Below are 23,980 nucleotides of genomic sequence, written 5' to 3' on the forward strand. Positions count from 1 at the left end.
TATGACGCAACCGAACTCGCGATGACCGACCCCGCCCTTTCCGCCACGCCCGTCCGGGTTGCCGCGCTGCAGATGGTGAGCACGCCGGACGTCGCGCGCAATCTCGCCGAGGCGCGCCGCCTGATCGCGGAGGCCGCCGGCGAAGGCGCGCAGTTCGTGCTGCTGCCCGAGTATTTCTGCTTCATGGGGCACCAGGACACCGACAAGCTCCCGCTCGCCGAAGCCTACCGGGACGGCCCGATCCAGCAGTTCCTCGCCGACGCCGCGCGCCGCCACGGCATCTGGGTGATCGGCGGCACGCTGCCGCTGAAGGCGCCGGAGCCGAACCGCGTGCTGAACACGACGCTCGTGTTCGATCCGTCCGGAACCGAGGCGGCCCGCTACGACAAGATCCACCTGTTCAGCTTCGAGAAGGGCGACGAGTCGTTCGACGAGGCGCGCACGATCCGCCCGGGCGACACGGTCGTCACGTTCGACGCGCCGTTCGGCCGCGTCGGGCTGTCGGTCTGTTACGATCTGCGCTTTCCGGAGCTGTACCGCAAGATGGGCGACTGCGCGCTGGTCGTCGTGCCGTCGGCGTTCACCTACACCACCGGCCGCGCGCACTGGGAAACGCTGCTGCGCGCGCGGGCGGTCGAGAACCAGTGCTACGTGCTCGCGGCCGCGCAGGGCGGCAGGCACGAGAACGGCCGCCGCACCTGGGGTCACAGCATGCTGGTCGACCCGTGGGGCGAGATCGTCGCGGAGCGCGCCGAAGGCGCGAGCATCGTGACCGGCATGCTCGACCCGCAACGCATCGCGGACGTGCGCCAGAGCCTGCCCGCATGGCGGCACCGCGTGCTCGGCTGACGCCCGCCCTCACTGGCCTGCCCCTTGAAACCCCGGCCCGCGCGAACCATCTGCCCCTATCCGCACCCGACACTTTTTTGAGAAACCCCGATACCCGCATGAACATCATCGAACCCGGCATCCGCAACCTGGCGCTGGCGAAGGACATCCTGCTCACGCCCTATGGCCTCGACGAGAGCCTCCTGACGCGCACGATCGCCGACATCTTCACGCATCGCGTCGACTACGCGGACCTGTACTTCCAGGCGACCCGCAGCGAAGCGTGGAGCCTCGAGGAAGGCATCGTCAAATCGGGCAGCTTCAGCATCGACCAGGGCGTCGGCGTGCGCGCGGTCGCGGGCGACCGCACCGCGTTCGCGTATTCCGACGACCTGTCGCCCGAGGCGATCGCGCAGGCGGCCGCGGCCACCAAGGCGATCGCGGCCGCGGGCGGCGGCCGGCAGAAGGTCAAGGCGGCGACGTCGCTGAAGGGCATCTCGGGCCGCGACCTGTACCTGCCGTCCGACCCGCTCGCGTCGCTCGACGCCACGGCCAAGGTCAAGCTGCTCGAGCGCATCGAGCAGATGGCGCGCGGCCGCGACCCGCGCATCACGCAGGTGATGGCGGGCCTCGCCGGCGAATACGACGTCGTGCTCGTCGCGCGCAGCGACGGCGCGCTCGCGGCGGACATCCGCCCGCTGGTGCGCGTGTCGGTGACGGTGATCGCCGAGCAGAACGGCCGCCGCGAGATCGGCACCGGCGGCGGCGGCGGCCGCTTCGACTACGGCTACTTCACCGACGACGTGCTGTCGCGCTACGTCGACGACGCGGTGCACGCGGCGCTCGTGAACCTCGATGCGCGCCCGGCGCCGGCCGGCGCGATGACGGTCGTGCTCGGGCCGGGATGGCCGGGCGTGCTGCTGCACGAGGCGATCGGCCACGGCCTCGAGGGCGACTTCAACCGCAAGGGCTCGTCGGCGTTCGCGGGCCGGATCGGCGAGCAGGTTGCCGCGAAGGGCGTGACCGTCGTCGACGACGGCACGCTGCCGAACCGCCGCGGCTCGCTGAACATCGACGACGAAGGCAACCCGACGCAGTGCACGACGCTGATCGAGGACGGCATCCTGAAGGGCTACATCCAGGACACGCTGAACGCGCGCCTGATGAAGATGCCCATCACCGGCAACGCGCGGCGCGAGTCGTACGCGGCGCTGCCGATGCCGCGCATGACCAACACCTACATGCTGAACGGCGACAAGGACCCGCAGGAGATCATCGCGTCGGTGAAGAACGGCCTGTACGCGGTGAACTTCGGCGGCGGCCAGGTCGACATCACGAACGGCAAGTTCGTGTTCTCGGCGTCCGAGGCGTACATGATCGAGAATGGCAAGGTGACGTACCCGGTCAAGGGCGCGACGCTGATCGGCAGCGGCCCGGAATCGCTGAAGTACGTGAGCATGATCGGCAACGACATGTCGCTCGACACCGGCGTCGGCGTGTGCGGCAAGGAAGGCCAGAGCGTGCCGGTCGGCGTCGGCCAGCCGACCCTGCGGATCGACAAGATGACGGTCGGCGGCACGGCATAACCGCATCGCCGCGCAGACATTCCGCGTATTTTGCGAAAAACGCGCGGAATGTCCGCATTTTCGTCAGTCCCCGGTTGCCAGCCACGCGGCGAGCGGGTATAAATTCCGAATCAACTTTTTTGACGAACCCACTTTCCGTCATGTCCGCCAAGTTTTACTTTTACTTTTTCTGGCATCTCAGACCGCTGGCGGATCGAGAGGGTTGATGGCGCGTAAAGCGCAACCAAAATTCCCGAAAAAACCGCCGGCGAACCCGGCGGTTTTTTTTCGCCCTTCGCCACCCGGTCGCCGCCGCAGCCGTCCCGCAGCGCCGGCCGAAACGACTGAATTGCCTGAATTGATGAATTTGCCGCCCGTGCACTGACCGAACGGCTAGCCCTATCAAGGAGAAACAGCATGCCCCCGCACAATACCGACGACGTCCGCATTCGTGAACTCAAGGAACTGACGCCGCCCGCCCACCTGATCCGCGAGTTCGCGTGCTCCGAAGCCGCGTCCGAGCTGATCTACAACGCGCGGCAGTCGATGCACCGGATCCTGCACGGGATGGACGACCGGCTGATCGTCGTGATCGGGCCGTGCTCGATCCACGACACGAAGGCGGCGCTCGAATATGCGGGGCGGCTGGTGAAGGAGCGCGAGCGCTTCAAGAACGAGCTGGAAATCGTGATGCGCGTGTACTTCGAGAAGCCGCGCACGACGGTCGGCTGGAAGGGGCTCATCAACGATCCGCACCTCGACAACAGCTTCAAGATCAACGAAGGGCTGCGCACCGCGCGCGAGCTGCTGCTGCACATCAACGAAATGGGGCTGCCGGCCGGGACCGAATACCTCGACATGATCAGCCCGCAGTACATCGCGGACCTGATCTCATGGGGCGCGATCGGCGCGCGCACGACCGAATCGCAGGTGCACCGCGAGCTGGCGTCGGGGCTGTCGTGCCCGGTCGGCTTCAAGAACGGCACCGACGGCAACGTGAAGATCGCGGTCGACGCGATCAAGGCGTCGTCGCAGCCGCACCATTTCCTGTCGGTGACGAAGGGCGGCCACTCGGCGATCGTGTCGACGGCCGGCAACGAGGATTGCCACGTGATCCTGCGCGGCGGCAAGGCGCCGAACTACGACGCGGAAAGCGTGAACGCCGCGTGCGCGGACATCGGCAAGGCCGGCCTCGCCGCGCGCCTGATGATCGACGCGAGCCATGCGAACAGCTCGAAGAAGCACGAGAACCAGATCCCCGTGTGCGCGGACATCGGCCGCCAGATCGCCTCGGGCGACGAGCGCATCGTCGGCGTGATGGTCGAGTCGCACCTCGTCGAAGGCCGCCAGGACCTGAAGGAAGGCTGCCCGCTGACCTACGGCCAGAGCATCACCGATGCATGCATCGCGTGGGAGGACAGCGTGAAGGTGCTCGAAGGCCTCGCGGAATCCGTCAAGGCGCGGCGCGTCGCGCGCGGCAGCGGGAACTGACGGGCGGAGAACCTGCGAAATCGGCGTGATCGCCACGCGCCTCTCGGCGGGGCGATCACGGATTCCATCTGCAGGCGATGATCGACTCTGCTAGACTAGCTAACATCTCTTAGCTAAGCAGGAGCGACCATGTCGACCGTCAATATGCACGATGCCAAGTCGCGGCTCTCGAGCCTCGTCGAAGCACTCGAATTGGGACGTGAATCCGAGGTCGTGATTGCCCGCAATGGCCATCCGGTCGCGCGGATCGTTCCCTACTCGGCGCCGAAGCGGATCGGCGCGGCTCGCCAGCTGCTTGCCGGCCTGAACATTCCGGCAACCGTCGAAGCGTTTAACGCGGGCGACGAATCGATCGCCGCCGACTTTGATGCCAGTGACGAGCAGGGGCTCGCACCGTGAAGCTGTTGCTCGATACGCATATCGCGCTCTGGGCTGCCGAGGGCGCACCGCAACTCTCGTCGACAGCAGCCGCGTTGATCGAAGACCCCGGCAACATCCTGTATGTCAGTGCCGCGTCAATCTGGGAAATCGCAATCAAATACCGCAAAGGCAACCTCCCCGTCCATCCGCGCGACGCGCGCTCGGCGTTCCGGCTCGCCGGATTCGCGGAGTTGCCGATCAGCAGCGATCACGTCGAAGCAGTTGCCGCGCTGCCCGATTTTCCGGACCATGCCGATCCGTTCGACCGTGTGATGGTTGCGCAGGCACTGCATGAAGGCATGCCGCTCGTCAGCGCCGACCCGAAAGTGTGGCGCTATCATGCGACGCTTATGTTGCGTGCCTGACGTCACCTGCGCGACAACGCGAGCGACAATGACAAAGACCCGGCTCGCACCGGGCCTGTTCGATCAACCTGCCGGCCGCTCGCTCACTCGAGCGCCCCGGACCCGAAGATCTCGGTATTCACGCGCTCAGGCGCGACGCCCAGCGCGACGAGCGCATCGCGTTGCGCCTTCATGAACGCGATCGGGCCGCAGATGTAATAGTCGGCGTCCGGCACCAGCGCATCGTGCTGCACGCGCTCCGGCGTAAGCCGCCCTTCGAGATCGTGATCGATGCCCGCGCGGTCGTTCGGCCCGACCAGCTCGTACAGCACGGTCCGCTTGACGTTCGCGTGCTCGCGCACCGTGTCGTTGAGCCAGTCGCGGAACGCGTGCACCGCGCCCGAACGGCATGCATGAATGAAGCGCACTTCGCGCGGGCTGCCTTCCGCGACCAGCGTCGATGCCATCGACACCATCGGCGTGAGGCCGACCCCGCCGGAGATCAGCACGACCGGCGTCGGCACGTCGCGCTTCAGCGAGAACTCGCCCATCGGCGCGGTCACCTCGACGATTGCGCCCTCTTCGACGCCATCGTGCATCAGCGTCGACACCTTGCCCGCCGGGATCGACTCGGCCTGGCCCGCCTCGCGCTTCACCGAAATGCGCAGCCAATTGCCGTGCGGCGCGTCGGACAGGCTGTACTGGCGCGGCTGATCGACGCCCAGGTCGCCGACGAAGCGCTTCACGGTCACGTACTGGCCCGGCTCGAACTTCGGCGCCTGGCCGCCGTCGGCCGGCGTCAGGTAGAACGACGTGATCTCGTCGCTCTCGCGCACCTTGCGCGCGACCTTGAACGGACGGAAGCCGCTCCACGCCGCGCCCGCATACAGGTCCGCCTCGGCGCCGATCAGGATCTGCGCGAGCTGGCCGTATGCGACGCGCCACGCTTCGAGCGTGTCCGCATCGACCGCGTCGCCGAGCACTTCGACGATCGACGCGAGCAGGTTCTCGCCGACGATCGGGTAATGCTCGGGACGGATGTTCAGGCTTGCGTGCTTGTGCGCGATGTGCGACACCGCACCACCGAGCGCCCCGAGGTTGTCGATGTTCGCCGCGTACGCGTAGACCGCCTTCGCGAGCGTCTCGGGCTGGCTGCCGGTCTTCTGGTGCGTCTGGTTGAACAGGTTCTTCAGTTCGGGGTGACGCGCGAACATGCGCCCGTAGAAATGCTTCGTGATCGTCGCGCCGTGCACGGCAAGGACGGGGGCGGTGGCTTTCACGCGGGCCATCTGGTCGGCGGTGATGTGGGTCATGTTCGTTCTCCGTTAAACATGCCCGTACAATACATCTTTAAAATCCCGCGTCGGCTTGGACAAATTGTCGCAGCGCATCAATAGGGGGCGGCTCCCCGACTGCTGCGCCCGTCACGTCGCCCGGCCGCGCTCCCACAACACGTCCGCGCCGCCGTCCGCACGGTTCAGCACGCGCGCGAGCACGAACAGCAGGTCGGACAGCCGGTTCACGTACCGGCGCGGCGTCTCCTGCAGCGTTTCGACGCGGCCGAGCGCGACGATCGCGCGCTCCGCGCGTCGGCATACGGTGCGGCACACGTGCGCGAGCGCCGCCGCGCGCGAACCGCCGGGCAGGATGAATTCCTTCAGCGGCGGCAGCGTCGCGTTGTAGTCGGCCAGCCACTGGTCGAGGCGCGCGAGATGCGCATCGCCGAGCACCGTGTGGCCCGGGATGCACAGCTCGCCGCCCAGGTCGAACAGGTCGTGCTGGATCGTGACGAGCGCCGCGCGCACGTCGTCGGGCAGCGTTTCGGCGAGCAGCACGCCGATGGTCGAATTCAGTTCGTCGACGTCGCCGATCGCGGCGATCCGCACGTCGTCCTTGCCGACGCGCCGCCCGTCGCCCAGGCCGGTGGTGCCGTCGTCGCCGGTGCGCGTGGCGATCTTGCTCAAGCGGTTGCCCATGCGAAGTCCTCTCGTGCTCGGCCGCGGCGCGGCCAGGGTTGCATTGCAAGCCGATTATCGCAGCCCGCCGCGCGGCTCGCAGCAGGTCTTCCAGCGTAGAATGAAAGCAAACCGCCCCGCCGCGGAACCGCCCGGCAAGCTGCCGGACCTTGCACGGGACCAGGCGCAAAGCGCGGGACCGGAGTCGGTGCCGAGGCGCTCGCAGCCTTGCATGGGGCCGCACCCGGTGCCGAAGCGCCCATGCTGATCGAGAGGAGACTTGCGTGAATCACCCCGCCCCGCCGGCCGCAGCGACCGGAACGCGCCGCCCCCTGCCCCCCGCCCTGCTCGATGCGCTGCGCGCCGCGTTCGCCGAGCGCGTGTCGACGGCCGACGCGGTGCGTGCGCATCACGGCCGCGACGAATCGCCGTTCGACCCGCAGTTGCCCGACGCGGTCGTGTTCGCGCACAGCGCCGACGACGTCCGGCAGGTCGTGTCGCTCTGCGCGCTCTACGGCGTGCCGCTGATCCCGTACGGCGCGGGCTCGTCGCTCGAGGGCCACCTGCTCGCGGTGCGCGGCGGCGTATCGCTCGACCTGTCCGAAATGAACCGCGTGCTGTCGATCAACGCGGAAGACCTGACCGTGACCGTCGAGCCCGGCATCACGCGCAAGGCGCTCAATGAAGCGCTGCGCGACACGGGCCTGTTCTTCCCGATCGATCCCGGCGCCGACGCCAGCATCGGCGGCATGACCGCGACCCGCGCGTCCGGCACCAACGCCGTGCGCTACGGCACGATGCGCGAGAACGTGCTCGGCCTGACCGCGGTGCTCGCCGACGGCCGCGTCGTGAAGACCGGCTCGCGCGCGCGCAAGTCGTCGGCCGGCTACGACCTCACGCGCCTGTTCGTCGGCTCCGAAGGCACGCTCGGCGTGATCACCGAGATCACGCTGCGCCTGCACCCGCTGCCGGAAGCCGTGTCGGCCGCGACCTGCACGTTCCCGTCGATGGGCGACGCGGTGCGCACCGTGATCGAGACCATCCAGATCGGCGTGCCGATCGCGCGCGTCGAATTCGTCGATGCGCTCGCGATCCGCTCGATCAACCGTCACTCGAACCTGACGCTCGCCGAGGCGCCGACGCTGTTCTTCGAATTCCACGGCACCGAGACCGGCGTGAAGGAACAGGCCGAACTGGTCGAGGCCCTCGCCGGCCAGAACCACGGCCAGGGCTTCGAATGGGCGACCCGGCCCGAAGACCGCAGCCGGCTCTGGGCCGCGCGCCACAATGCCTATTTCGCGATGCTGCAGTTGAAGCCCGGCTGCCGCGCGGTGACGACCGACGTCTGCGTGCCGATCTCGCAGCTCGCCGCGTGCGTCGAGGAAACCGAGACCGACCTGCGCGCGTCGTCGCTGCCGTGCCCGATCGTCGGCCACGTCGGCGACGGCAATTTCCACGTCGCGATCCTGATCGATCCCGACCGGCCCGAGGAGCTCGAGGAAGCGGAACGCATCAACGACCGGATCGTCGAGCGCGCGCTGCGCATGGGCGGCACCTGCACGGGCGAGCACGGCGTCGGCCTGCACAAGATGCGCTTCCTGCCGAAGGAGCACGGCGACGACGCGATCGACGCGATGCGCGCGATCAAGCTCGCGCTCGACCCGCGCAACCTGATGAATCCCGGCAAGATCTTCACGTGCTGACCACGCAGGAGACCTCATGAACGCCCCCGAACTGTCGGCCGAGATGCGCGCGCAGCGCCAGCGCGAAGTCGTGCAGGCGCTGATGGCCGTGCTGCCGACGCATTGCCTGCTGTATCGCGAGGAAGACACCGCGCCATACGAATGCGACGGCCTGTCCGCGTACCGGCGCCTGCCGCTCGCGGTCGCGCTGCCCGAGACGGAATCGCAGGTGCAGCGCATCGTGCAGATCTGCCGGCGCATGGAAGTGCCGATCGTGCCGCGCGGCGCGGGCACGAGCCTGTCGGGCGGCGCGCTGCCGATCTCGCTCGGCGTCGTGCTGTCGCTCGCGCGCTTCACGCGCATCGTCGAGGTCGACCCGTATGCGCGCACCGCGACCGTGCAGCCCGGCGTGCGCAATCTCGCGATCTCCGAGGCCGCCGCGCCGTACGGCCTGTATTACGCACCCGACCCGTCGTCGCAGATCGCCTGCACGATCGGCGGCAACGTCGCCGAGAATTCCGGCGGCGTGCACTGCCTGAAGTACGGCCTGACCGTGCACAACGTGATGCGCGTGCGCGCGGTGACGATCGACGGCGAAATCGTCGAATTCGGCTCGCTCGCGCTCGACACGCCGGGCCTCGACCTGCTCGCGGTCACGATCGGCAGCGAGGGCATGTTCGCGATCATCACCGAAGTCACGGTGCGGCTGATCCCGAAACCGCAGACCGCGCAGCTCGTGATGGCGAGCTTCGACAACGTGGTCAAGGGCGGCGAGGCGGTCGCGGCGATCATCGCGTCGGGAATCATCCCGGCCGGCCTCGAGATGATGGACAAGCCGGCGACGCAGGCGGTCGAGACGTTCACGCACGCGGGCTACGACCTCGACGCGAAGGCGATCCTGCTGTGCGAATCGGACGGCACGCCCGAGGAAGTCGCCGAGGAAATCGTCCGGATGACGGCGGTGCTGCGCGAGCACGGCGCGACGCGCATCCAGGTGTCGCGCAACGAAAGCGAGCGGCTGCGCTTCTGGTCCGGCCGCAAGAACGCGTTTCCGGCCGCCGGGCGGATTTCCCCCGACTATTACTGCATGGACGGCACCGTGCCGCGCCGCGCGATCGGGCCGCTGCTCGCGCGCATCGAGCAGCTGGAGGCGCGCTACGGGCTGCGCTGCATCAACGTGTTCCACGCGGGCGACGGCAACATGCATCCGCTGATCCTGTACAACGCGAACGATCCTGACGAACTGCACTGCGTCGAGCTGTTCGGCGCGGACATCCTCGAGTGCTGCGTCGAATTCGGCGGCACCGTGACGGGCGAGCACGGCGTCGGCGTCGAGAAGCTCAACTCGATGTGCGTGCAGTTTTCGCCGCAGGAGCGCGACGCGTTCTTCGCGGTCAAGCGCGCGTTCGATCCGCCCGGGCTGCTCAATCCCGACAAGGGCATTCCGACCCGCGCGCGCTGCGCCGAATACGGCCGCCAGCACGTCCGCGGCGGACTGCTGCCGCACCCCGACCTGCCGCGCTTCTGAGCCGCCGGCGCGGCACACGCGCTGCCGCCCGGCCCGATCCGGTCCGGTTGCGGCGGCGCGGCCCGCGTGCCGCCGCAATCGGGCTTAGGGATAGTCGCGATGTGCATTCGCGCGACCCCGGTACAATCGACCGGACAACGACACGAGACGAAACGACAACCGATCATGGAAGAGGACGACATCGTCGCCGGCTGGGCCGAGCGCGTTCGCGCGGCCAGCGCCGACGGCCGGCCGCTGCGCCTGCGCGGCGGCGGCACCAAGGACTGGTACGGCCAGACGCTCGAGGGCGAGATACTCGACACGCGCGCGTTTCACGGCATCGTGTCGTACGACCCGGCCGAACTCGTCGTCACGGTCCGCGCGGGCACCCCGCTCGCGCAGCTCGAAGCCATTCTCGGCGAACGCGGCCAGATGCTGCCGTTCGAGCCGCCGCATTTCGGCCGCGCGGCCACGGTCGGCGGCTGCGTCGCGGCGGGGCTCGCCGGCCCGCGGCGCGCGACCTGCGGCGCGCCGCGCGACTTCGTGCTGGGCGTCGAGCTGATGAACGGCCGCGGCGAGGTGCTGCGGTTCGGCGGCCAGGTCGTGAAGAACGTCGCCGGCTACGACGTGTCGCGGCTGATGGCCGGCTCGCTCGGCACGCTCGGGCTGATGCTCGAGCTGTCGATCAAGGTACTGCCGGTGCCCGTCGCCGAAATCACGCTGAAGTTCGAGATGAGCGCGACCGATGCGGTGCGCAAGCTCAACGAATGGGGCGGCCACCCGCTGCCCGTCAGCGCGAGCGCGTGGCGCAACGGCACCCTCGTGCTGCGCCTGTCCGGCGCCGAGGCCGCGGTGAAGGCCGCGAAGACGCTGCTCGGCGGCGAAGTCGTCGACGCGGTCGAAGCCGAGCGCTTCTGGGCCGGCCTGCGCGAACACACCGATCCGTTCTTCAACGGCATTCCGCCGGGCTTCGCGCTGTGGCGCCTGTCGCTGCCGAGCATCACCGAGCCGATGCACCTGCCGGGCACCCAGCTGATGGAATGGGGCGGCGCACAGCGCTGGTGGATCACCGACGCCGACGCGCAGACCGTCCGCATGAGCGCGAAACAGGCGGGCGGCCATGCGACGCTGTTCCGCGCGGGCGAATCGTACGACCGCAGCGCCGGCGTGTTCACGCCGCTGCCCGCGCCGCTGATGAAAATCCACCGCGGGCTGAAGGCGGCGTTCGATCCGGCGCGCATCTTCAACCGCGGCCGGCTCTACCCCGATCTCTGAGATGCAGACGAACCTCGCCGATTTCATCCGCAATACGCCCGACGGCGACGAAGCCGACGCGATCCTGCGCAAGTGCGTGCATTGCGGGTTTTGCACCGCGACCTGCCCGACCTACCAGTTGCTCGGCGACGAGCTCGACGGCCCGCGCGGGCGCATCTACCTGATCAAGCAGATGGTCGAGGGCACCCCCGTGACGCGCAGCACGCAACAGCATCTCGACCGCTGCCTCACGTGCCGCAGCTGCGAGACGACCTGCCCGTCCGGCGTCCAGTACGGCCGCCTCGTCGAGATCGGCCGCAAGCACGTCGAGGCGCAGGTGCGGCGCCCGCTGTCGCAGCGGCTCGTGCGCCGCGCGCTCGCGAGCTTCGTGCCGAACAGCGCGCTGTTCTCGCCGGTGATGCGGCTCGGCCAGCACGTGCGGCCGCTGCTGCCGAAGCGCCTGCGCGACAAGGTGCCGCCGCGCACGAAGCTGCTCGAATGGCCGAACCGCACCCATCCCCGCAAGATGCTGATGCTGGCCGGCTGCGTGCAGCCGTCGATGCTGCCGAACATCAACATCGCGACCGCGCGCGTGCTCGACGCGCTCGGCGTCGAGACGATCGTCGCGCCCGAGGCCGGCTGCTGCGGCGCGATCCGGCTGCACCTGAACTATCACGACGAGGCGCTCGACGACGCGCGCCGCAACATCGACGCGTGGTGGCCCTACGTCGAACAGGGCATCGAGGCGATCGTGATGAACGCGTCAGGCTGCGGCGCGACGGTGCTCGAATATGCGCACCTGCTGCGCGACGATCCGGCCTATGCGGAGAAGGCGCAGCGCATCGTCGCGCTGACGCGCGACGTGTCCGACGTGCTGCTCGCGTTCGAGGCCGAGCTCGCGACGCTCGCGCGGCGCCGCGCGATCCATACCGTCGCCTACCACCCGCCGTGCACGCTGCAGCACGGCCAGCAGTCGCGCGGCAAAGTCGAGCGGCTGCTCGAGACGCTCGGCATCGACGTGCGCCTGCCTGCCGACAGCCACCTGTGCTGCGGCTCGGCCGGCACCTATTCGCTGACGCAGCCGTCGCTGTCGTACAAGCTGCGCAAGCAGAAGCTCGCGAAGCTGCAGGCGCTCGAGCCGCAGATGATCGTCTCCGCGAACGTCGGCTGCATCGCGCACCTGCAAAGCGGCACGCCGATTCCGGTCGCGCACTGGGTCCAGCTGGTCGAGCACCTGCTGTACGGATAGCGCCGGCGAACGGGCACCGCGTCCGTATAATGATGCGCATCGAAGCGCCGCGCGCCGGCGGCGCGACCGCTCCCATGCCTGCTTTCGTGCCCGTCATGTCCGATCTCGCCGTTCGCCTCGAATCCGTCCACCGCCGCATCGCCGACGCCGCCCGCGCGGCCGGACGCGACCCTGCCGCCGTCACGCTGCTCGCCGTCTCGAAGACCTTCCCCGCCGATGCGGTGCGCGCCGCGCACGCAGTGGGCCAGCGCGCGTTCGGCGAGAACTACGTGCAGGAGTCGATCGACAAGATCGACGCGCTCGCCGATCTGCGCGCGGCGCTCGAATGGCATTTCATCGGGCCGCTGCAGTCGAACAAGACGCGCCCCGTCGCCGAACGCTTCGACTGGGTGCATTCGATCGACCGGCTGAAGATCGCGCAGCGGCTCGCCGAGCAGCGGCCCGCGCACCTGCCGCCGCTCAACGTGTGCGTGCAGGTGAACATCAGCGGCGAGGCGTCGAAGAGCGGCGTCGCGCCGGCCGACGTCGCCGAGGTCGCGCACGCGGTGGCCGCGCTGCCGTCGCTGCGGCTGCGCGGCCTGATGGCGATTCCCGAACCCGCGGGCGACGCCGACGCGCAGCGCGCGCCGCATCGCGCGCTGCGGGCACTGTTCGACGCGCTGCGCGCGGATGGGCTGCCGCTCGATACGCTGTCGATGGGCATGTCCGCCGATCTCGAGGCGGCCGTGCTCGAAGGCGCGACGATCGTGCGGGTCGGCACCGCGATCTTCGGCGCGCGCGACTATTCCCATTGATCCACTTCTCATTCCCGACATCATGAAGATTGCATTCATCGGCGGCGGCAACATGGCCGCGGCATTGATCGGCGGCCTCGTCAAGCGCGGCGTCGGCGCGGACGGCCTGTACGCGATCGACGTCAACGAAGACGTCCGCGCGCGCGCCGCGCAGCAATTCGGCATCCGCACCGGCGCGGCGGTCGATGCGGCGCTCGCCGGCTACGACGCGATCGTGCTCGCGGTCAAGCCGCAGGTGCTGAAGGAGGTCGCGCAGGCGCTCGCGCCGCACCTCACCTCGCAGCTCGTGATCAGCATCGCGGCCGGCATCCGCGGCGCGGACCTCGCGCGCTGGCTCGGCGGCTATCCGCGCGTCGTGCGCACGATGCCGAACACGCCGGCGCTCGTCGGCATGGGCGTGACGGGGCTCGCCGCGCTACCGGGCGTCGACGCGGCGGGCCGCGAACTGGCGTCGAACGTGCTCGGCGCGGTCGGCGAGATCGTCTGGTTTGACGACGAGTCGCAGCTCGACGCGGTCACCGCGATCTCGGGCAGCGGCCCCGCATACGTGTTCTATTTCATCGAAGCGCTGCAGGAAGCGGCGCGCCGCCTCGGGATGAGCGACGAGCAGGGCCGCGCGCTCGCGGTCGCGACGTTCACGGGCGCCGCGCAGCTCGCCGCGCAATCCGGCGAGCCGGCCAGCGTGCTGCGCGAGCGCGTGACGTCGAAGGGCGGCACGACGGCGGCCGCGCTCGCGTCGTTCGACGCGCAGGGCGTCAAGGAAGCGATCGTGCGCGGCGCACTCGCGGCCGAGGCGCGCGCGAAGGAAATGGGCGACGAGCTCGGGCGCGATTAAACGGAACGTCCGCGCGGAACGTGCGCGGCGGTTGCGGCTGCGCACCCGCTCGCCCCTTCGCGCAAACAGAAAAGCGGCCCGCGGGCCGCTTTCTCTTTTTCCGGCGCAGGATGCGCCGCCGTCACCGGCGCTCAGAGCCCGGCCACCGCGTAATGCGCGGCGATCCCGGCGAACAGCACGCCGCCGAGCCAGTTGTTGTGCCGGAACGCGGCGAAGCACGGCATCCGCTCGCGATCCTTGATCAGCGTGTAGTGATACACCGCGCAGCCGGCCGCCGCCGCCCACCCCGCCCAGTAGACGAGGCCGAAGCCGAGCGTCAGCCCGACCCACACGTAGATGCCGAGCGTGGCCGCATAGCACGCCATCACCGCCGCGACATCGAAGCGGCCGAACGTGAGCGCCGACGTGCGGATGCCGATCCTGATGTCGTCGTCGCGGTCGACCATCGCGTATTCGGTGTCGTAGGCGACCGACCAGAACACGTTCGCGATCAGCATGACCCATGCGAGCATCGGCACCGTGTCCTGCACGGCCGCGAACGCCATCGGAATGCCGAAGCCGAACGCGATGCCCAGGTACGCCTGCGGGATCGCGAAGAAGCGCTTCATGAACGGATAGGTGCCCGCGACGATCACCGCGACCACCGACAGCTCTTTCGTCAGCGTATTGAGCGGCAGAATCAGCAGGAACGCGACGAGCGCCAGCCCGACCGCGATCGCGATCGCTTCCCACGCCCGGATCTTGCCGGACGTCAGCGGACGGTCGGCCGTGCGCTTCACGTGACGGTCGAAGTCGCGGTCGGCGTAGTCGTTGATCGCGCAGCCGGCCGAACGCATCAGCAGCGTGCCGAGCGCGAAGATCACGAGCAGCGACCAGCGCGGCTGGCCGCTCGACGCGATCCACAGCGCGTTGAGCGTCGGCCAGAGCAGCAGCAGGCTGCCGATCGGCTTGTCCATCCGGACGAGCCGCAGATACAGGGGAAAGCGGGCGAGCATGGCGAAGCACCGGGAAGATAACCCCGGCATTTTAGAGCCGGGCGGCCGTTCGCGTCATGTCGGGGCGGCGCGCGCCCGGCGCCCGCGCAGCGGGGATCGCGATCGGCCCCCTCGAGCGAAACGGGTTCACGGGTTCGCGCGCTCAACCGGCCGCGACGGCGGCGAGGTGGTGCAGCGCCTGCGCGACCAGCACGGCCGCACCGCTGCCCGCGATCGCGAAACCGACGAAGCGCCGCAGCGCGGCGGCAGGCGCGCGCGTCACCGGCGCGGCGAGCGCGACGCGCATATCCATCATCAATTGCGTCATGATCGTTACTCCTTCAGACAGAACGACAAAACCCATCCCTCAGACGAAAACGGCCGGTCTCGCGACCGGCCGTTTCCCCGTTACCCGCTGTCAGTGCGTCAACAGCGAGGCGTCGCGATTACGCGAGGTCGAAGCGGTCGAGGTTCATCACCTTGTTCCAGACCGCGACGAAGTCGCGCACGAACTTCTGCTGCGCATCCGCGCTGCCGTAGACCTCGGCCAGCGCCCGCAGCTGCGAGTGCGAGCCGAACACCAGGTCCACGCGCGTGCCGGTCCACTTCACCTTGCCCGTCGCGCGATCGCGCCCTTCGAACACGTCGTTGTCGGCCGAGACCGGCTTCCACTCGGTGCCCATGTCGAGCAGGTTCACGAAGAAGTCGTTGGTCAGCGCCTCCGGCCGGTCCGTGAACACGCCATGCGCGCTCTGCCCGACGTTCGCGCCCAGCACGCGCAGCCCGCCCACCAGCACCGTCATTTCCGGCGCGCTCAGCGTCAGCAGTTGCGCCTTGTCGACCAGCAGCGCTTCGGCCGGCACCCGGTACTTGCCCTTCAGGTAGTTGCGGAAGCCGTCCGCGCGCGGCTCGAGCACCGCCATCGCGTCGATATCGGTCTGCTCCTGCGACGCATCCGTGCGGCCCGGCGCGAACGGCACCGTCACCGTCTGGCCCGCGTTCTTCGCCGCTTGCTCGACGCCCGCGGCGCCGGCCAGCACGATCAGGTCCGCGAGCGACACCTGCTTGCCGCCGGTCTGCGCGTCGTTGAACGCGCTGCGGATGCCTTCGAGCGTCGCCAGCACCTTCGCCAGTTGCTCGGGCTGGTTCGCTTCCCAGTCCTTCTGCGGCGCGAGGCGAATGCGCGCGCCGTTCGCGCCGCCGCGCTTGTCGGAGCCGCGGTACGTCGACGCCGACGCCCACGCGGTCGACACCAGCTGCGACACGGACAGCCCCGACGCGAGAACTTTGCCCTTCAGCGCCGCGACGTCGGCGTCGTCGATCAGCTTGTGGTCGACCGCCGGAACCGGGTCTTGCCACAGCAGCGCCTCAGCCGGCACTTCCGGGCCGAGATAGCGTGCGCGCGGGCCCATGTCGCGGTGCGTCAGCTTGAACCACGCGCGGGCGAACGCGTCGGCGAACTGGTCCGGGTTCTCGTAGAAGCGCCGCGAGATCTTCTCGTAGGCCGGATCGAAGCGCAGCGACAGGTCGGTCGTCAGCATCGTCGGCAGGTGCTTCTTCGACGGATCGAATGCATCCGGAATCACCGCGTCGGCACCCTTCGCAACCCACTGGTGCGCGCCGGCCGGGCTCTTCGTCAACTCCCATTCGTAGCCGAACAGGTTCTCGAAGAAGTTGTGGCTCCACTGCGTCGGCGTGGTCGTCCACGTGACCTCCAGCCCGCTCGTGATCGCGTCCTTTCCCTTGCCGGTGCCGTAAGTGCTCTTCCAGCCGAGCCCCTGCGCCTCGATGGCCGCAGCCTCCGGCTCGGCGCCGACGTTCGACGCGGGCCCCGCGCCGTGGGTCTTGCCGAACGTATGGCCGCCCGCGATCAGCGCGACGGTTTCCTCGTCGTTCATCGCCATCCGCGCGAAGGTCTCGCGAATGTCGCGCGCCGCGGCGATCGGATCGGGGTTGCCGTCCGGGCCTTCCGGGTTCACGTAGATCAGGCCCATCTGCACGGCGGCCAGCGGGTTCTCGAGATCACGGTCGCCCGAGTAGCGGCTGTTCGGGCCGCCGCTCAGCTCCAGCCAGATCTTCTCCGCGCCCCAGTACACGTCGTCCGGTTCCCACGTGTCCGCACGGCCGCCCGCGTAACCGAAGGTCTTGAAGCCCATCGATTCGAGCGCGACGTTGCCGGCGAGGATCATCAGGTCGGCCCACGAGATGTTGCGGCCGTACTTCTGCTTGACCGGCCACAGCAGCCGGCGCGCCTTGTCGAGGTTGCCGTTGTCGGGCCAGCTGTTGAGCGGCGCGAAGCGCTGCTGGCCGCCGCCCGCGCCGCCGCGGCCGTCGCCCGTGCGGTACGTGCCGGCGCTGTGCCACGCCATGCGGATGAACAGGCCGCCGTAGTGGCCGAAGTCGGCCGGCCACCAGTCCTGCGACAGGGTCATCAGCGCGCGGAGATCCTGCTTGAGCGCCGCGAAATCGAGCTTCTTGAATGCTTCGGCATAGTCGAAATCCGCGTCCATCGGATCGGACACCGACGCATGCCGGTGCAGGATGTTCAGGTTCAGCTGTTCGGGCCACCAGTCCTTGTTCGACGTGCCGCCGGCTGCGGTTTGATGGAACGGGCACTTGCTTTCAGTCGACATGCGTCTTCTCCTATGATCGTCTGCGTCCGCCTGCTCGGCCCGGAAGCCGGGCACCGTCGGCGGACGGTCACTGCGGGGAAAAAAACAGGAGACCCTCTCCCGTGTACTACGGTGATGCCGGAATCGATGCCGGGCTGGGCGCGCGTTCAGCCGCCGTACGTGCGCTGCGCCAGGTAGGCGAACGCAATCGGGCGCAAGCGCCGGATCGCGGCCCGGGCGCGATCGAAGACCTTCCCGCGCGGCGGGATGTTCCGCTGCGCGTGCTGCATGACCAAATGCATCATGACATCCTCCTTAGACGCTTGCATTGAACGTGCGGACCGGTGCGCGACGCCGCTCGATCCATGCGAAGGATTCTATATCTCGCTATTGATTTTTCTAAATCAATAAATTTAATCTATACGATAGACAAAAATAAGCGGGGTCGCAAGACCCCGCCCCCGAACTGCGACCACCGGCCGCGCCCGCTCAGTTCATCGTGGCCGGCATGTCGAGCTTCGCGACGCCCGGCAGCTCGCACGCGGCGATCGCCTCGCTGATCGCGTCGATCGCGGGCATCCGCGTGAAGCTCTTGCGCCACACGAGCACGACGCGGCGGTCCGGCACCGGTTCGTTGAACGGTACGTACGACAGCAGCTCGGCGTCCGGGCCGTTCGCGCGCGGGCCGACCTCGGCAACCGACATCCGCGGCAGCACGGTGATGCCGACGCCGCTCGCGACCATGTGGCGGATCGTTTCGAGCGACGAGCCCTCGAAGGTCTTCTGGATGCCGTCGGCGGTCTGCGAGAAGCGCATCAGTTCCGGGCACACGCCGAGCACGTGATCGCGGAAGCAATGGCCGTTGCCGAGCAGCAGCATCGTTTCCTGCTTCAGGTCCTCCGCGTCGATCTGGTTGCGCTTCTCCCACGGATGGCCGGCCGGCAGCGCGACGACGAACGGCTCGTCGTACAGCGGCCGCACCATCAGCCCCGTTTCCGGGAACGGCAGCGCCATGATCGCGGCGTCGATCTCGCCCTGCTTCAGCAGTTCGAGCAGCTTGAGCGTGTAGTTCTCCTGCAGCATCAGCGGCATCTGCGGCACGCGCTGGATCATCTGCTTGACGAGCGTCGGCAGCAGGTACGGTCCGATCGTGTAGATCACGCCGAGACGGAACGGCCCGATGAGCGGGTCCTTGCCCTGCTTCGCGATCTCCTTGATCGCGAAGGTCTGCTCCAGCACGCGCTGTGCCTGCGTGACGATCTGGTCGCCGATCGGCGTGACGCTCACTTCGCTCGCGCCGCGCTCGAAAATCTGTACGTTGAGCTCGTCTTCCAGCTTCTTGATCGCCACCGACAGCGTCGGCTGGCTCACGAAGCACGCTTCGGCCGCACGGCCGAAATGCCGTTCGCGCGCGACTGCGACGATGTATTTCAGTTCAGTCAGTGTCATTGCGGGTCAATCAAATATATACAGGCGATAGGTTTATTTTATACACCCTGTGGTGCCGGTTCGCCAAGTTTCTCCGCATCCTGACGCGCAAAACGGCGTTTTCAAAGCCGGCCCTCAATCCGCCGTCACGCTTTCAGGTACTGCTCGCGCGCGCCGAGCCAGCGCGCGAGATGCTGCGTGACGACGTCCGGGTACGCGGCGATCAGCCGCGCCGCCGCTTCGCGGGCCGGCTCGATCAGCCAGCCGTCGGTTTCGAGGTTCGCGAAGCGCAGCATCGCGGCGCCCGACTGGCGCGCGCCGAGGAATTCCCCCGGCCCGCGGATCTCGAGGTCGCGCCGCGCGATCTCGAAGCCGTCGGTGGTCTCGCGCATCGTCTTCAGCCGCGCGCGGCCCGCGAGCGACAGCGGCCCGCTGTACAGCAGCACGCAAACCGACGCCGCGGTGCCGCGCCCCACCCGGCCGCGCAGCTGGTGCAGCTGCGCGAGGCCGAAGCGCTCCGCGTGCTCGATCACCATCAGCGACGCGTTCGGCACGTCGACGCCGACCTCGATCACCGTCGTCGCGACGAGCAGCTGCACCTCGTTGCGCGTGAATGCGTCCATCACCGCCGCCTTGTCGGCGGTCGACAGGCGCCCGTGCACGAGGCCGACCTTCAGCTCGGGCAGCGCGGCGACGAGCGTCTCGTAGGTTTCGACCGCCGTCTGCAGCTGCAGCGTCTCGCTTTCCTCGATCAGCGGGCAGACCCAGTAGACCTGGCGGCCCGTCAGCGCGGCCTCGCGCACCCGCGCGATCACCTCTTCGCGCCGCGCGTCGCCGACGAGGCGCGTCAGGATCGGCGTGCGGCCCGGCGGCAATTCGTCGATCGTCGACACGTCGAGATCCGCGTAGTAGGTCATCGCGAGCGTGCGCGGGATCGGCGTCGCCGACATCATCAGCTGGTGCGGCTGGAAGCCCTGCGCGCCGTCCGCGGCGTTGGCGGCCTTCGCGCGCAGCGCAAGGCGCTGCTCGACGCCGAAGCGATGCTGCTCGTCGACGATCACGAGGCCGAGCCGCGCGAACTCGACCGCGTCCTGGATGATCGCGTGCGTGCCGATCACGAGCTGCGCGGTGCCGAGCGCGGCGGCTTCGATCGCCGCGCGCTTTTCCTTCGCCTTCAGGCTGCCCGCGAGCCACGCGACCGACACGCCGAGCGGCTCGAGCCAGCCGCGCAGCTTGCGCGCATGCTGCTCCGCGAGGATTTCGGTCGGCGCCATCAGCGCGGCCTGGTAGCCGGCGTCGATCGCCTGCGTGGCCGCGAGCGCCGCGACCACGGTCTTGCCGCTGCCGACGTCGCCCTGCAGCAGGCGCTGCATCGGATGCGGCAGGGTCAGGTCGTGCGCGATCTCGTCGACGACGCGCGCCTGCGCACCCGTCAGCGTGAACGGCAGCGCCGCGTAGAGCCGCGTCGTCAACGCGCCGGCGTCGCCCGCCGCGCGGCGCGGCATCGCGGGCGCGGCGCGCGTGCGGCGCTCCTCGTGCGCGCGCTTGAGCGACAGCTGCTGCGCGAGCAGCTCGTCGAACTTGATGCGCGTCCATGCGGGATGCGAGCCGTCCATCAGCGCGGGCTCGTCGGAATCGACGCCCGGGTGGTGCAGGATCCGCACGGCGTCCGCGAGCGTCGGCACGCCGAGCGGCTTCAGGTACGCGCGGTCGATCTCGGGGGGCAGCAATTCGGGCAGCGGCGTGCGCTCGACCGCGTTCTCGATCGCCTTGCGCAGGTATGCCTGCGACACGCCCGCCGTGCTCGGATAGACCGGCGTGAGCACCTGCGGCAGCGGCGCGTGCTCGTCGACGACGCGCACCGCCGGATGCACCATCTCCATCCCGAAGAAGCCGCCGCGCACGTCGCCGCGCACGCGCAGCCGCTGGCCGACGGCCATCTGCTTGACCTGCGAGCCGTAGAAATTCAGGAAGCGCAGCACGAGCTGCGCGCCGTCGTCGTCCTGGATCTTCACGACGAGCTGGCGGCGCGGCCGGTACGCGACCTCGTTGTCGAACACGACGCCTTCCGTCTGCGCAATGCCGCCGGGCAGCAGCTCGTCGATCGGCGTGAGCGTGGTCTCGTCCTCGTAGCGCATCGGCAGGTGCAGCACGAGATCGATCGAACGCGTGAGGCCGAGCTTCGCGAGCTTGTCGGCGGTCTTCAGCGGCTTGTCGGTCGCGGCCTTCTTGCGCTTCGGCGCGGCCGGCTCAGATGCGGCTGGGTCAGGCGCGGCCGGGTCAGATTCAGCAGGCTCGGCCGTCACGTCGGGCGCGGCCGCCGCCGGCTGCGCGAGCCGGCCGTCCGCGCCACGACGCGGCGCCGCGCGGCGCGCCCCCGTGCGGGGCGCGGGCGGCGCGGCCTCGCCCGCGTCGAACGGGTCGGCGGGATCGTCAACGGCGGCGGCGGTGGAACGGCGTGGTGACACAGGCATCGGATCGGCAGAGGGCTTCGCAAGTACAATAGCGGCTTTCACGTCGTCCGAACGAGCGACGCCGGCCAAGCCGCGACTCCGCCATCATAGCGGCTCGCGCGCCCCATTTACGCGTTTTAGCCTGTCGGCAGCGCGCGCCGGCCGCTTCGAACCAGCCCGCATGCTCACGCTTTCCGATTTCGATTTCCATCTGCCGCCCGAGCTGATCGCGCAAACCGCGCTGCCCGACCGCACCGCGAGCCGCCTGCTCGAGGTCGACAACACGGTCGCGCCGGCCCGCCTCGTCGATCGCCGTTTCGCCGAGCTGCCGTCGTGCATCGCGGCCGGCGACCTGCTCGTGTTCAACGACACCAAGGTGCTGAAGGCGCGCTTCTTCGGCCACAAGGCGAGCGGCGGCAAGGTCGAGGTGCTGATCGAGCGCGTGACGGGCACCCACACCGCGCTCGCGCAGATCCGCGCGAGCAAGTCGCCCGGGCCCGGCACGACGCTGACGCTGGCCGACGCGTTCGACGTGACGCTCGGCGAGCGCGTCGAGCCGTTCTTCACGCTGCATTTCCCGGCGCCGTGCCTGACGCTGATCGAGCAGTACGGCCGGCTGCCGCTGCCGCCGTACATCGAGCACGACCCCGACGCGACCGACGAGACGCGCTACCAGACCGTCTATGCGAGCAACCCGGGCGCGGTCGCCGCGCCGACGGCCGGCCTGCACTTCGACGAGCCGCTGCTCGCGAAGCTCGACGCGATGGGCGTCGAGCGCGCGACGCTGACGCTGCACGTCGGCGCGGGCACGTTCCAGCCGGTGCGGGTCGACAACCTCGCCGAGCACAAGATGCACAGCGAGTGGTACGAATTGCCGCAGTCGCTGGTCGACAGGATCGCCGCGACCCGCGCGCGCGGCGGCAACGTGATCGCGGTCGGCACGACGTCGATGCGCGCGCTCGAAGCCGCGGCGCGCGACGCCGACGCCGCGGGCCGTCCGCTCGCGGCGACGCAGGCCGAGACCGACATCTTCATCACGCCCGGCTACGCGTTTCGCGTGGTCGACCGGCTCGTGACCAATTTCCACCTGCCGAAATCGACGCTGCTGATGCTCGTTTCGGCGTTCGCGGGCGTGGAGACGATCCGCGCCGCCTACCGGCACGCGATTGACGAGCGCTACCGCTTCTTCAGCTACGGCGACGCGATGCTGCTCACGCGGCGCAGCGCGCCGGAAGCCCGCGCGTAAGCGTCGCGCGGCGCGCTACAGTAGCGCACATCCGATTTTTACCCGCCGCCGGTATCCCGGTGGCGCACTCAACATGCGCCGAACTGTTTTTCGGTTGCAAGGAGCCCAATGCGATGACCGAAGGTTCATCCCACGATACGCACACCCACATCCGCCCGCACAACGGCCTGAAATTCGACCTGCTGACGACCGACGGCCACGCGCGGCGCGGCCGCGTGACGCTCAACCACGGCGTGGTCGAGACGCCGATCTTCATGCCGGTCGGCACCTACGGCACCGTGAAGGCGATCCAGCCGCGCGAGCTGCACGAGATCAAGGCCCAGATCATCCTCGGCAACACGTTCCACCTGTGGCTGCGCCCGGGCCTCGACACGATCGACGCGCACGGCGGCCTGCACGGCTTCATGGGCTGGAACAAACCGATCCTGACCGACTCGGGCGGCTTCCAGGTGTTCTCGCTCGGCGACCTGCGCAAGATCACCGAGGACGGCGTCACGTTCGCGTCGCCGATCAACGGCGACAAGCTGTTCCTGTCGCCGGAAGTGTCGATGCAGATCCAGAAGGTGCTGAACTCGGACATCGTGATGCAGTTCGACGAGTGCACGCCCTACGCGACCAACGGCGTGCCGACCACGCACAAGGAAGCGGCCGACTCGATGCGGATGTCGCTGCGCTGGGCGAAGCGCTCGCTCGACGAGTTCGACCGGCTCGGCAACCCGAACGCGCTGTTCGGGATCGTCCAGGGCGGGATGTTCGAGGACCTGCGCGACGAATCGCTCGCGGGCCTCGCCGAGCTGGATTTCCACGGCCTCGCGATCGGCGGGCTGTCGGTCGGCGAGCCGAAGGAAGACATGATGCGGGTGCTGCGGCACGTCGGCCCGAAGCTGCCCGCGCACAAGCCGCACTACCTGATGGGCGTCGGCACGCCGGAGGACCTCGTCGACGGCGTCGCCAACGGCATCGACATGTTCGACTGCGTGATGCCGACCCGCAACGCGCGCAACGGGTGGCTGTTCACGCGCTTCGGCGACGTGAAGATCCGCAACGCGACGCACAAGAACTCGCTGAAGCCGCTCGACCCGAGCTGCGCGTGCTACACGTGCCAGAACTTCTCGCGCGGCTACCTGCACCACCTGCACCGCGTCGGCGAGATCCTCGGCGCGCAGCTCAACACGATCCACAACCTGCACTACTACCTGCAGCTGATGAGCGAGATCCGCGAGGCGATCGAGACGCACACGTTCGACGCGTTCCGCCAGCGCTTCGCGGAGGATCGCGCGAGAGGCGTCGACTGACGGGCCGGCGGGCCGTGGATTGAGACTAGTACTAAAAAAGTCCGGAAA

22 protein-coding genes are annotated in these 23,980 nt (G+C 68.8%); 14 read left to right on the top strand and 8 right to left on the bottom strand.

Annotated features, from left to right (window positions below):
- Positions 1-21: 21 nt before the first annotated feature.
- Both HWX31_RS30350 and tldD read left to right on the top strand, forming a co-directional pair.
- Positions 22-849 carry a carbon-nitrogen hydrolase family protein gene (locus HWX31_RS30350; protein ID WP_174964080.1) on the top strand — a complete coding sequence of 276 codons (828 nt, stop codon included), beginning with the start codon at positions 22-24 and terminating at the stop codon, positions 847-849.
- 98 nt (positions 850-947) lie between these two features.
- Positions 948-2,414, top strand: a complete 1,467-nt coding sequence (tldD, locus tag HWX31_RS30355; RefSeq protein ID WP_174964079.1) for a metalloprotease TldD — start codon at positions 948-950, stop codon at positions 2,412-2,414.
- 110 nt (positions 2,415-2,524) lie between these two features.
- Here tldD and HWX31_RS30360 read toward each other — a convergent pair whose 3' ends face one another.
- Positions 2,525-2,812 (bottom strand): hypothetical protein, encoded by a 288-nt coding sequence (locus tag HWX31_RS30360; protein WP_174964078.1) that lies wholly within the window; start codon positions 2,810-2,812, stop codon positions 2,525-2,527.
- Between HWX31_RS30360 and aroG the strand changes: the two genes are divergently transcribed.
- From aroG to HWX31_RS30375, 3 genes are all read left to right on the top strand, one after another.
- Positions 2,811-3,884, top strand: coding sequence for a 3-deoxy-7-phosphoheptulonate synthase AroG (gene aroG, locus HWX31_RS30365; RefSeq protein ID WP_174964077.1), 1,074 nt, complete (start codon positions 2,811-2,813; stop codon positions 3,882-3,884). The two genes, HWX31_RS30360 and aroG, sit on opposite strands and share 2 nt — an antisense overlap.
- Positions 3,885-4,013: 129 nt before the next feature.
- Positions 4,014-4,283: a type II toxin-antitoxin system Phd/YefM family antitoxin gene (locus HWX31_RS30370; protein ID WP_174964076.1), complete on the top strand. Its 270-nt coding sequence runs from the start codon at positions 4,014-4,016 to the stop codon at positions 4,281-4,283.
- Positions 4,280-4,669, top strand: a complete 390-nt coding sequence (locus tag HWX31_RS30375; protein ID WP_059617017.1) for a type II toxin-antitoxin system VapC family toxin — start codon at positions 4,280-4,282, stop codon at positions 4,667-4,669. The genes HWX31_RS30370 and HWX31_RS30375 overlap by 4 nt, the downstream gene beginning before the upstream one ends.
- Before the next feature lie 83 nt (positions 4,670-4,752).
- Here the strand turns inward: HWX31_RS30375 and hmpA are convergent, their stop codons facing one another.
- Positions 4,753-5,961: an NO-inducible flavohemoprotein gene (gene hmpA / locus HWX31_RS30380; protein WP_174964075.1), complete on the bottom strand. Its 1,209-nt coding sequence runs from the start codon at positions 5,959-5,961 to the stop codon at positions 4,753-4,755.
- A 111-nt stretch (positions 5,962-6,072) separates the two neighbouring features.
- Positions 6,073-6,624: a cob(I)yrinic acid a,c-diamide adenosyltransferase gene (locus HWX31_RS30385; protein ID WP_059611152.1), complete on the bottom strand. Its 552-nt coding sequence runs from the start codon at positions 6,622-6,624 to the stop codon at positions 6,073-6,075.
- A gap of 263 nt (positions 6,625-6,887) precedes the next feature.
- Between HWX31_RS30385 and HWX31_RS30390 the strand changes: the two genes are divergently transcribed.
- The 6 genes from HWX31_RS30390 to proC all read left to right on the top strand — a co-directional run bounded on the left by HWX31_RS30390 (position 6,888) and on the right by proC (position 13,924).
- Positions 6,888-8,306: an FAD-binding oxidoreductase gene (locus HWX31_RS30390; protein ID WP_174964074.1), complete on the top strand. Its 1,419-nt coding sequence runs from the start codon at positions 6,888-6,890 to the stop codon at positions 8,304-8,306.
- A gap of 16 nt (positions 8,307-8,322) precedes the next feature.
- A complete protein-coding gene (locus HWX31_RS30395; protein WP_174964073.1) occupies positions 8,323-9,813 on the top strand; it encodes an FAD-linked oxidase C-terminal domain-containing protein in 1,491 nt (496 codons plus the stop codon).
- Between the two features lie 165 nt (positions 9,814-9,978).
- Positions 9,979-11,067: a glycolate oxidase subunit GlcE gene (glcE, locus tag HWX31_RS30400; RefSeq protein WP_174964072.1), complete on the top strand. Its 1,089-nt coding sequence runs from the start codon at positions 9,979-9,981 to the stop codon at positions 11,065-11,067.
- 1 nt (position 11,068) lies between these two features.
- On the top strand, positions 11,069-12,295 hold the full coding sequence (gene glcF / locus HWX31_RS30405) for a glycolate oxidase subunit GlcF (protein WP_174964071.1): 1,227 nt from the start codon (positions 11,069-11,071) through the stop codon (positions 12,293-12,295).
- Positions 12,296-12,390: 95 nt separating this feature from the next.
- A complete protein-coding gene (locus HWX31_RS30410; protein ID WP_174964070.1) occupies positions 12,391-13,089 on the top strand; it encodes a YggS family pyridoxal phosphate-dependent enzyme in 699 nt (232 codons plus the stop codon).
- Positions 13,090-13,111: 22 nt separating this feature from the next.
- A complete protein-coding gene (proC, locus tag HWX31_RS30415; protein ID WP_174964069.1) occupies positions 13,112-13,924 on the top strand; it encodes a pyrroline-5-carboxylate reductase in 813 nt (270 codons plus the stop codon).
- 131 nt (positions 13,925-14,055) lie between these two features.
- On the opposite strand, the gene ubiA is transcribed toward proC, so the two are convergent.
- The 3 genes from ubiA to katG form a co-directional block, all read right to left on the bottom strand.
- Positions 14,056-14,919, bottom strand: a complete 864-nt coding sequence (gene ubiA / locus HWX31_RS30420) for a 4-hydroxybenzoate octaprenyltransferase (protein ID WP_174964068.1) — start codon at positions 14,917-14,919, stop codon at positions 14,056-14,058.
- 142 nt (positions 14,920-15,061) lie between these two features.
- Entirely contained in the window at positions 15,062-15,226 is a 165-nt protein-coding gene (locus HWX31_RS30425) for a hypothetical protein (protein ID WP_088500984.1), read from the bottom strand.
- 118 nt (positions 15,227-15,344) lie between these two features.
- Positions 15,345-17,531: a catalase/peroxidase HPI gene (gene katG / locus HWX31_RS30430; RefSeq protein WP_174964067.1), complete on the bottom strand. Its 2,187-nt coding sequence runs from the start codon at positions 17,529-17,531 to the stop codon at positions 15,345-15,347.
- Positions 17,532-17,632: 101 nt separating this feature from the next.
- Here katG and HWX31_RS30435 point away from each other — a divergent pair, with 101 nt between their 5' ends.
- Positions 17,633-17,842 carry a hypothetical protein gene (locus HWX31_RS30435; protein WP_174964066.1) on the top strand — a complete coding sequence of 70 codons (210 nt, stop codon included), beginning with the start codon at positions 17,633-17,635 and terminating at the stop codon, positions 17,840-17,842.
- A 157-nt stretch (positions 17,843-17,999) separates the two neighbouring features.
- Here the strand turns inward: HWX31_RS30435 and HWX31_RS30440 are convergent, their stop codons facing one another.
- Together HWX31_RS30440 and recG are read right to left on the bottom strand one after the other, a co-directional pair.
- Positions 18,000-18,959, bottom strand: a complete 960-nt coding sequence (locus HWX31_RS30440; RefSeq protein WP_059617033.1) for a hydrogen peroxide-inducible genes activator — start codon at positions 18,957-18,959, stop codon at positions 18,000-18,002.
- Positions 18,960-19,084: 125 nt separating this feature from the next.
- Positions 19,085-21,412, bottom strand: a complete 2,328-nt coding sequence (gene recG, locus HWX31_RS30445; RefSeq protein ID WP_175934001.1) for an ATP-dependent DNA helicase RecG — start codon at positions 21,410-21,412, stop codon at positions 19,085-19,087.
- A gap of 160 nt (positions 21,413-21,572) precedes the next feature.
- Here recG and queA point away from each other — a divergent pair, with 160 nt between their 5' ends.
- Together queA and tgt are read left to right on the top strand one after the other, a co-directional pair.
- The gene (gene queA / locus HWX31_RS30450) at positions 21,573-22,637 is read left to right on the top strand and encodes a tRNA preQ1(34) S-adenosylmethionine ribosyltransferase-isomerase QueA (RefSeq protein WP_174964864.1); all 1,065 of its coding nucleotides are present in this window, start codon (positions 21,573-21,575) and stop codon (positions 22,635-22,637) included.
- A 113-nt stretch (positions 22,638-22,750) separates the two neighbouring features.
- A complete protein-coding gene (tgt, locus tag HWX31_RS30455; RefSeq protein ID WP_174964863.1) occupies positions 22,751-23,932 on the top strand; it encodes a tRNA guanosine(34) transglycosylase Tgt in 1,182 nt (393 codons plus the stop codon).
- The last annotated feature ends 48 nt before the right edge of the window (positions 23,933-23,980 follow it).

Source organism: Burkholderia ubonensis (assembly GCF_902833085.1).
Classification (GTDB): domain Bacteria; phylum Pseudomonadota; class Gammaproteobacteria; order Burkholderiales; family Burkholderiaceae; genus Burkholderia; species Burkholderia ubonensis.